Here is a 7,906-nt window from a genome sequence, read left to right on the forward strand (position 1 = left end):
CTCTGTCGTCGTGGCGCTCCCATGAAGAACCTGGCCCATAGCGCATCCTTTGATTCGGACGAAAAGTATGCGCCATCAAAGCCTGGGATCAAACAACTAGCAGTCATCGGAATTCTTAGATAGCAAACCTTCGTCCACGTCCCAGCTCCTCGCCCAGACCGCGGAAACGGACGCGGTGGTTGTGGGCTCAACGTAGGTCTTGCCATTGCTGATCAGCGTGATTGCGCGGCAGACGACCGGTTCGATCTTCCGCGCGTGGCGCAAGGACGATGTGGACGCGAGCCGCCTCCAAGTGCGGCTCAAGATTATCGAGATTCTGGACGATGGTGACATCGAGGAGATCGCGCCGCGCATCTCCCAGTCGGCCAACAATCAGAACAAGGTCGACATGGCCGACTTCTCGTCCAATCATCCCTTCCACCGACGGTGCAGGAGCTTTCGGGTCGATCTGGGCGCCCCCGGCGGGCGGTATGCAACGTCAGTCACGCTGGTTCTAGGAACGTGCGCGCGGTAGCGACGAAAGCTTCCTGCGCAGGCGTTTGACTGCGGCGTCGGCGCTGGCGCACCGGAGAAGTCTGCTGTTCGGGCTTCGTGCCGGCCGCTGCTCGCGCCAACTATGGCTAAGTTCGCCGTCCCATCCGCTCGTCACGCCGTTCAGCATCGAACGCCTGGCTACCCTTCTCAGTCCATAATCGTTGTGCTTGCTCGCCTTCTGGGCTCTCGACCTTCGCGGTCATCCAGAGCATCGCGCCGTAGTTGGCAGCGCGATCGTAGTTGGTCAGATTAACGATGCCTGCCTTGACGAGGAGGCCGATCGGTAATGCGATGGATTTTTGCACGAACATACACGAACAAACATATTAATTTGTGTTGCAGCCATGTTGCAGGGACAGCAAGGAATGGGCTGAGACATGCCCGGAAAGAAAGGATTTAAGCGACAGAGAGCCGGAAAGTTCGTGCAACATGGTACTACCCCAACCGTAATCGCCAGAAATCGAAATAAGCTCCCGGATGGGTTGGGCCGCCTTGGACATGGCGCAGACCATCGATAAGATGGGTCTCGCCACCTACCTTGGACCGCGTCCGCAAATTGAAAAAACGCGAATATGTTGGGCGCGAAGCTCGTTACTTCTGGCGAAACGCGGAGTGGAACGACACAGCCAGCGGGCCTAAAATGTAGTCCAGTGCGGTGCGTTCCTCGGTGACGATCATGACTGACGCCGGCATGCCCGGATAAAGCGCAATCTGTGGGGCCGCGGCCAATTCCGCGGGATCGACCGCTACGTCGGCAAGATAGTAGGGAAGCCCGGTCTTGCTGTCGGTGACGCGATCCGCCGAAATGCGGGTGACCCGTCCATGAATGACCGGTATCGAACGCTGCTTGTAGGACGTGAAGCGGACCTCGGCCGTCATGTCGGCGCGCAGGCTGGATATGTCCTCGACCTTCACCTGCGCCTGAACGATCAACGAATTCCTAGTCGGCACGATGTCGAGGATGGTCTGGCCGGGGGCGACGATCGCGCCGGTCGAGAAAACGGTGAGATTCATCACCTGGCCGTCATAGGGCGCCCGCACTTCGGCGCGGTCGACCGTAGCCTGCGCGGCGAACATTTTCGGTACCAGGTCGGCGAGGTTGGACTGGGCGTCGATCAGCATGGTTGAGAGTTTTGCGCGGCGCTCGTTGGTGAGCTGCGCAATCTGGCTTTCAAGCTCGGCCTTACTCTGGCGGTTTCCGGCTATATCGCCGAGAGTCTGGTCGATCAGGCCCTGCAGGTCGGAGGCGGAGCGGTCGAGCTCCAGGACACGCGTGCGCGTTGTCAGGCCGGCCTTCAGCAACTTGTTGAGGCCTGCCTTTTCATCAATTGTCGACTTGAGCTGCGCACGAAAAGATTCGACGCGCGCCTGCTTTCCATCGATCTGCTCGTCGAGTTCGGCTATCCGTTTCTGCAGGATCTGCTTGGCACCGGCCATCGAGGCGCGCTGGCTCCCGAGGTCGACAATTTGGTTGGTCATCGCGTCCTGCAGATAGGCCTGGTGCTCAGCGGTGATGTCCTTCGGAAAGGCGACTGCCTCATGGCCGTCGAGCTCTGCACGAATGCGGGCATCGGTAGCGCGCAACAACGCATATTGCTGCGAATAGAGGTTGAATTCGGAACGGGCGTGCGTGTCGTCGAGCACCACCAGCACATCGCCTGCCTTGACGATGTCGCCATCCTTGACGCGGATCTCCTTCACCGTGCCGCCGTCGAAATGCTGTACGCTCTTTCGATTGCCTTCCACCTTGACGATGGCGTCGGCGAGCACGGCGCCGTTCAGCGGGGCAAAAGCCGCCCAGCCGCCGAAGATACCGAAGAAGGCAATGATGATCAGCAGGCCGACAGAGGCCGGCACCCGGATCGAATCCGGGGCCAGGATACCGGTTTCGCCGGACAGGCTCCGGTAGGTGAGGGCGCCGTCGCTCATCGATCTCTCCGGCCACAGCTCATTGGGTTGCCACCGCCATTGGAGCCGCGCGCTGGTTGAGCAGCGCCACGATCTCGTTTCTCATGCCGAAGGCCTCGACGGCGCCATCGCGCAACAGAAGGATCTTGTCGACATTGGCCAAGGTCGAAGGCCGGTGCGAGACGATGATCACTGTGCTGCCGCGGCGCTTGAGCTCGATCGCGCACTCGCTCAGCGCGCGGTCGCCATCGGCGTCGAGATTGGAGCTCGGCTCGTCGAGAATGATCAGGTTCGGCGTCCCGAATACCGCACGAGCAAGAGCAATCCGCTGCCGATATCCTCCCGACAGCACTGCGCCGCCTTCGCCGATCTGGGTCTCGTAGCCCTGCGGCAGCCGAATGATCATCTCGTGAACGCCGGCGAGCCGCGCGGCGGCTATCACCTCCAGGTCGACATTGGTCTTGAAGCGGCCGATGTTGGCGGCGACCGTATCGGCGAAGAGTTCGATATCCTGCGGCAGGTAGCCGATGTGGTCGCCGAGCGCGTCGTGCCCCCACTGCGACAGGTCGGCCCCGTCCAGCCTGACGGTGCCGCGGCTGGGTTGCATGACGCCCGCGAGATGACGCGCCAGCGTCGACTTGCCGGCGCCGGAAGGGCCGACGATTCCCAGCGCCTCGCCTGCGTCCAGCCGGAATGATACGTCGCGGAGAAGCACTTTCTGCTGGCTGGCAATTGCAAAGCTGACCTGCTCGACCGAAATCTTGCCGGTGGGCTTCGGCAGGTTGAAAGATCTTTCGTTCAGCGCGCCCCCGTCGACCAGCTTCTCGACCCTTGCCAACGCCGCCCGGGCCAGGATCAGGCTGCGCCAAAGGCCGACGATCTGCTCGACCGGCTGTAGCCCCCGGCCCAGCAAGAGGCTCGCCGCAAACATGGTGCCGCCGGTGATCTGCCGCTCGATCACCAGATAGGCGCCGAGGCCGAGGATCAGCGACTGCATGGTGAGCCGCAGGAACCGGATCAGGCCGGACATCAGGGCGGCGCGATCGCTTGCCTCCGCTTGGCGCCGCAGCGCCAGGTTACGGTCGCGCCCCCAGCGGCGGATGAGACCGTCGATCATCCCCATGGCGCGAACGACTTCCGAGTTTCTGAGGCTCATTTCGGTAAAGTTGTAGTTGGTCGTCGCCAGGTCGTTGGCCTGCTTCAGCGGCGAACGCACGAGATACTCGTTGAGCACGGCCATGGCGATCAAGAGCAGCGAGCAGCCCAGCGCGAAGAAGCCGAGCCACGGATGCAGCAGGAAGATGATGCCGATGTAGATGGGTGACCATGGCAGGTCGAACAGGGCATGGATGCCGCTGCCGGTGATCACCTGCCTGAACGTGTCGAAATCGCGGATCGGCTGGCTTTGCGAGGAGCCCGGCGATGGGGTCTCCACCGACGCGGCGAGGACTTTTGCCGACAGCAACCGGTCGAGCCGCGCGCTGGCACGCGTCAGGATGGAGGCGCGCACCAGATCGAGGCCGGCCAACGAAAGGAAGGCCGCCAGCAACACCAGGGTGAGCATCACCAGCGTGGTTTCGCTGCCGCTGGTGACGACCCGGTCGTAGATCTGCAGCATGTAAAGCGGGGACGCGAGGTAGAGCAGATTGATCGCCAGGCTGAATGCCGCCGCAACCAGGAAATAGCGGCGGCATGCCCGAAGCGCATCCTTCACGATCTTGGATTTGTTGTCGAGACTCAACGACCCAGCGGAAAACCGCCCCCCTGGCCACGCCCGGAACCGATAGTACTCCTGATCCTTCGATCGGCCACGTGGTTCCCTTCCTATTCCTGCCGTAAACCTTAATTCGTAAGCTGAATCAGGAAACGGTAGCATGAGGAGAGCCACGGCTGTCCGCGCGGCTCTCCTTTTGGTTCACATCACAAAGTCGCTCATTTGCACCACCGTCCTGCCGGTGCCGTCGTCGGCAAGTGTGAAGCTGTGGGCATCGTAGACGCCGAGCAGGTGGAGCGTGGCGTTGTGCGTGCCGTCCGTGACGGTCAACGTTCCCCCGGCGCCGTCGAGGTCCGCCTGATAGGCAGCGGACGTTCCGGTGCCGAACAGGATGTCTTCGAGGTTCACCTTGTCGTCATTGGTGATGCCGGCGATGCTTCCGCTGAAATCGAAGGAATCGTCCAGCTGCAATGTGCCGGCGGCATTCGCCGCGAACGTGACGTCGGTTGAAGAGGCCGCACCGAACTCCAGCTTCGACAGGTTGCCGATGGTGGCATCGCCGTCACCGGTGACCTGGCCGTTGATGTCAATGTTACCACCATTGGCCCAGATCATGCCGGAATTCGCCAGCCCGCCGGTGATCGTAAGGCCGCCGGAGCCGGTTGCCTCCAGCGTTCCCGAATTGAGGACGACGCTGCCTCCGGTGTCGACGACCAGCGCATTCGAGCCGGTGGCGATGATGGTGCCCCTGTTATCGAGGCTGAGCATCCCGCCGCCCAGCTGGCCGGCGCCCGAGATCGTGTTGTCGACATTGACCAGAGTGACGTCCGGCCCTGTGCCGGAGATGACGTTGGCGGCGCTGTCGGAGAGCAGGATCTGCCCGCCACCCTGCAGGGTCACGCCATGCTGGATGATCTGCAGCAGCGTATCGCCGCCGACCGAGTCGAGCGAGATGAGGCCGCTGTTGTTGATCGTGCCGCTCAGTGGCAGCAGAGCGCCGTCGCCGATCGTCATGGTGCCTGAATTGTTGACCACCGGCGTCTGGTCGAAGACGAAATTGCCGTCCGTGAGCGCGCTCGAATGCACGCTATCAAGCATAATCGACTGGCCGTCGCCAAGCGTGATCACCGCATTGCCATTGGCATCGTCGGCCATATGCGCCTGGACATCGGCGAAGCTCGCAAAGCCGGAATAGCCGATCAGGTCGATCTTGTCCGCGGCCGCATCGAAACTGTGCACTGTGTCGTCGCCGATTGGCTGCGAGAAGACAAAGAGATCGTTGCCGCTCGAGCCGGTCAGCACGTCGTCGCCCGACCAGGCGAAGATCGGCGAGCCTGCCGCGTAGGCCTCGACATTGTCGACGATCAACGCGCTGCCGGTCGTGCCGTCTGCGTTGGTCCAGGTCATCTGGACGTCGAGCACGGCTGCGCCGGTGAATTCGGAAGGCGTGGTGACGGTCAGCGATTGCACGTCGTTCGTGTTAACCGTCCACGTGCCGTCGCCGTTGTTAGTGCCTTCATTCAAAGTCCACCCCGAAGGAACGCCGGCGATTGTGACTAAGACGGGGACAAGATTCGCCGACGGTGCGGTCAGGGCAAGATTGATCGGCTCTCCGGCGATGCCGGCGGGCGCTACTGCCAGGCCACCAGTATCCAGGAAATCGCCTACCGCCACCGACGGGGTGCCTGCTAGATGGATTTCGAGCAGCCCAGAGTTGCCTTGCGCCAGGGCACCGGCGGTCTGGTTGGCGTAGACAATCGTCTGATTGGTGGCGCTGTCAAAATGCCAGGCGATAGTATGCGCCGCGACATTTGCGACCCCCACGTCGCTCATTTTAAACGCCGTGAAAGCCGAAGCGATAAAGCTCGTCAAATCGATCTTGTCCGTCCCCGAAGTGAAATCGGCGATCGTGTCATAATTGGCAACGTTGTTGACAATGCCGGACTGGGAGTCGGTGATGGCATTGTACTTGAACGTATCGCTTTGCCCGCCCCCCGCCAGAAAATCGCCTCCGCCATTTCCAATAAGGGTGTCGGTCCCAGCACCAGCGATAATTCCGTCGAAGCCGGAGCCCCCCGCGATGGTGTCAGTTCCATTTAGACCGTAGAACAAATTAATTCCGGTTGTGGCCGATAGCGAGTCGTTACCGGTTCCTCCAGCTATAACATTGACTGGTACCGATAAGGTATTGGCCCCAAACGTAACTGTCACAGTGAGATGGTAAGTCGCGTTTGAGCCTACGTTAGATGTCCCGGTCGACAGCAGGCCTGTAGTCGAGTTGATAGCGAAGCTGTTGTTGTCGCCTACGTTGCTGGGGAGCGAGAAGGTATAGGTGTTCGCGTTAGGGTTCCCGATGACATTGAAAATTCCAAGGTCAGTGTTCTTGTTGAGCTGATTTCCGGATTCAAGATTACTGATTTGCGCTGAAGTCAAGGTCACCGCGAGGCCTGCCACCGCGACAGTGAAGTTCGAGCTCGGACCGGACAGCGCATGATTGTCAGTGGCCTGAACTCCGATCGTGTAGGAGCCCGCATTGAGACTCGAGCTGTCGGCGACGGTCACTACGCCGGTCGCCGAGTTGATAGCGAACAGATTGTTGGGATTGCTCGTAAAGCTATAGGTAACCGTGTCTCCGGCGTCGGGATCGGTCGAATTTGCCGTGACCCCGATAAGCGTGCCATTCGCGGCGTTCGCGGCAACGAAATTGTTCGCGCTGTTGGTATCGGTAGGCGCCGTCGGCGCCTCGTTGACGTTGGTGATGCTCAGCACCACGGCCTTGCTGGCGATCAGGCCGCCGCCGTCGGTGTCCACCACATTGAAGCTGTAGGAAGTCTTGGCCTCGAAGTTGGCCGAGGCATTGAGTGTGACTTGGCCACTGGAATTGATGCTCAACAGCGATGCATCGGTGCCGGTCAAGCTCCAGGTCTTGATATTGTTCGGCGCCGTGGTGTCTGGATCAGTCGCCGTCGCGGTATACACCACCGTGCTGGCCGGCGCGTTCTCCGCCACGCTCGCCGTCGCACCCGAGGTCACCGTCGGCGCCTCGTTGACGTCGGTGATGCTCAGGACCACGGCCTTGCTGGCGGTCAGCCCGCCGCCGTCGGTGTCCACGACATTGAAGCTGTAGGAAGTCTTGGCCTCGAAGTTGGCCGAGGCATTGAGTGTGACTTGGCCACTGGAATTGATGCTCAACAGCGATGCATCGGTGCCGGTCAAGCTCCAGGTCTTGGTATTGTTCGGCGCCGTGGTGTCTGGATCGGTCGCCGTCGCGGTATACACCACCGTGCTGGCCGGCGCGTTCTCCGCCACGCTCGCCGTCGCACCCGAGGTCACCGTCGGCGCCTCGTCAACGTCGGTCACATTGATGGTGAAGGTCTGCGAGCTGGTCAGGGTCCCGTCAGAAGCCTGAACCGTGACGTCATAGGCGTGTCCAGCGGCGCTCTCGAAGTCGATCTTGGTGGCGTCCGCCACCGTCACGATGCCGGTGCCGCTGTCGATCGTGAAGCCGCCACCCGACGTGTCGCCGGTCAGCGAGTACGTGACCGTGCCGCCGTTGACGTCGGTCGAGGTCGCCGTGATGCCGACCGTCGCCCCGTTGGCGACGCCTTCCGAAACCGTGTTGGCCGCGCCATTGCCGTCGGTCGGCTGCGTCGGGGCAACGTCGGTCACATTGATGGTGAAGGTCTGCGAGCTGGTCAGGGTCCCGTCAGAAGCCTGAACCGTGACGTCATAGGCGTGTCCAGCGGCGCT

5 protein-coding genes are annotated in these 7,906 nt (G+C 61.4%); 1 reads left to right on the forward strand and 4 read right to left on the reverse strand.

Annotation, left to right across the window (positions count from 1 at the left end; all coding sequences use genetic code 11):
• The first annotated feature begins 205 nt into the window (after positions 1-205).
• Positions 206-514, forward strand: coding sequence for an AIPR family protein (locus tag NKJ58_RS31285; protein WP_023738787.1), 309 nt, complete (start codon positions 206-208; stop codon positions 512-514).
• 106 nt (positions 515-620) lie between these two features.
• Here NKJ58_RS31285 and NKJ58_RS31290 read toward each other — a convergent pair whose 3' ends face one another.
• The 4 genes from NKJ58_RS31290 to NKJ58_RS31305 form a co-directional block, all read right to left on the reverse strand.
• Positions 621-839, reverse strand: coding sequence for a conjugal transfer protein TraD (locus NKJ58_RS31290; RefSeq protein WP_245260421.1), 219 nt, complete (start codon positions 837-839; stop codon positions 621-623).
• A 286-nt stretch (positions 840-1,125) separates the two neighbouring features.
• Positions 1,126-2,463, reverse strand: a complete 1,338-nt coding sequence (locus tag NKJ58_RS31295) for an HlyD family type I secretion periplasmic adaptor subunit (RefSeq protein ID WP_023738789.1) — start codon at positions 2,461-2,463, stop codon at positions 1,126-1,128.
• Positions 2,464-2,482: 19 nt separating this feature from the next.
• Entirely contained in the window at positions 2,483-4,183 is a 1,701-nt protein-coding gene (locus tag NKJ58_RS31300; protein ID WP_023738790.1) for a type I secretion system permease/ATPase, read from the reverse strand.
• Between the two features lie 174 nt (positions 4,184-4,357).
• A partial coding sequence (locus tag NKJ58_RS31305; RefSeq protein ID WP_352854695.1) for a beta strand repeat-containing protein occupies positions 4,358-7,906 on the reverse strand: 3,549 nt, incomplete at its 5' end.

This window comes from Mesorhizobium sp. M0139 (genome assembly GCF_040322455.1).
Classification (GTDB): domain Bacteria; phylum Pseudomonadota; class Alphaproteobacteria; order Rhizobiales; family Rhizobiaceae; genus Mesorhizobium.

Bases quoted from the DNA above. Each gene is read 5' to 3' on its own strand.
- NKJ58_RS31295 (WP_023738789.1), bottom strand. From the start codon at position 2,463: ATGAGCGACGGCGCCCTCACCTACCGGAGCCTGTCCGGCGAAACCGGT.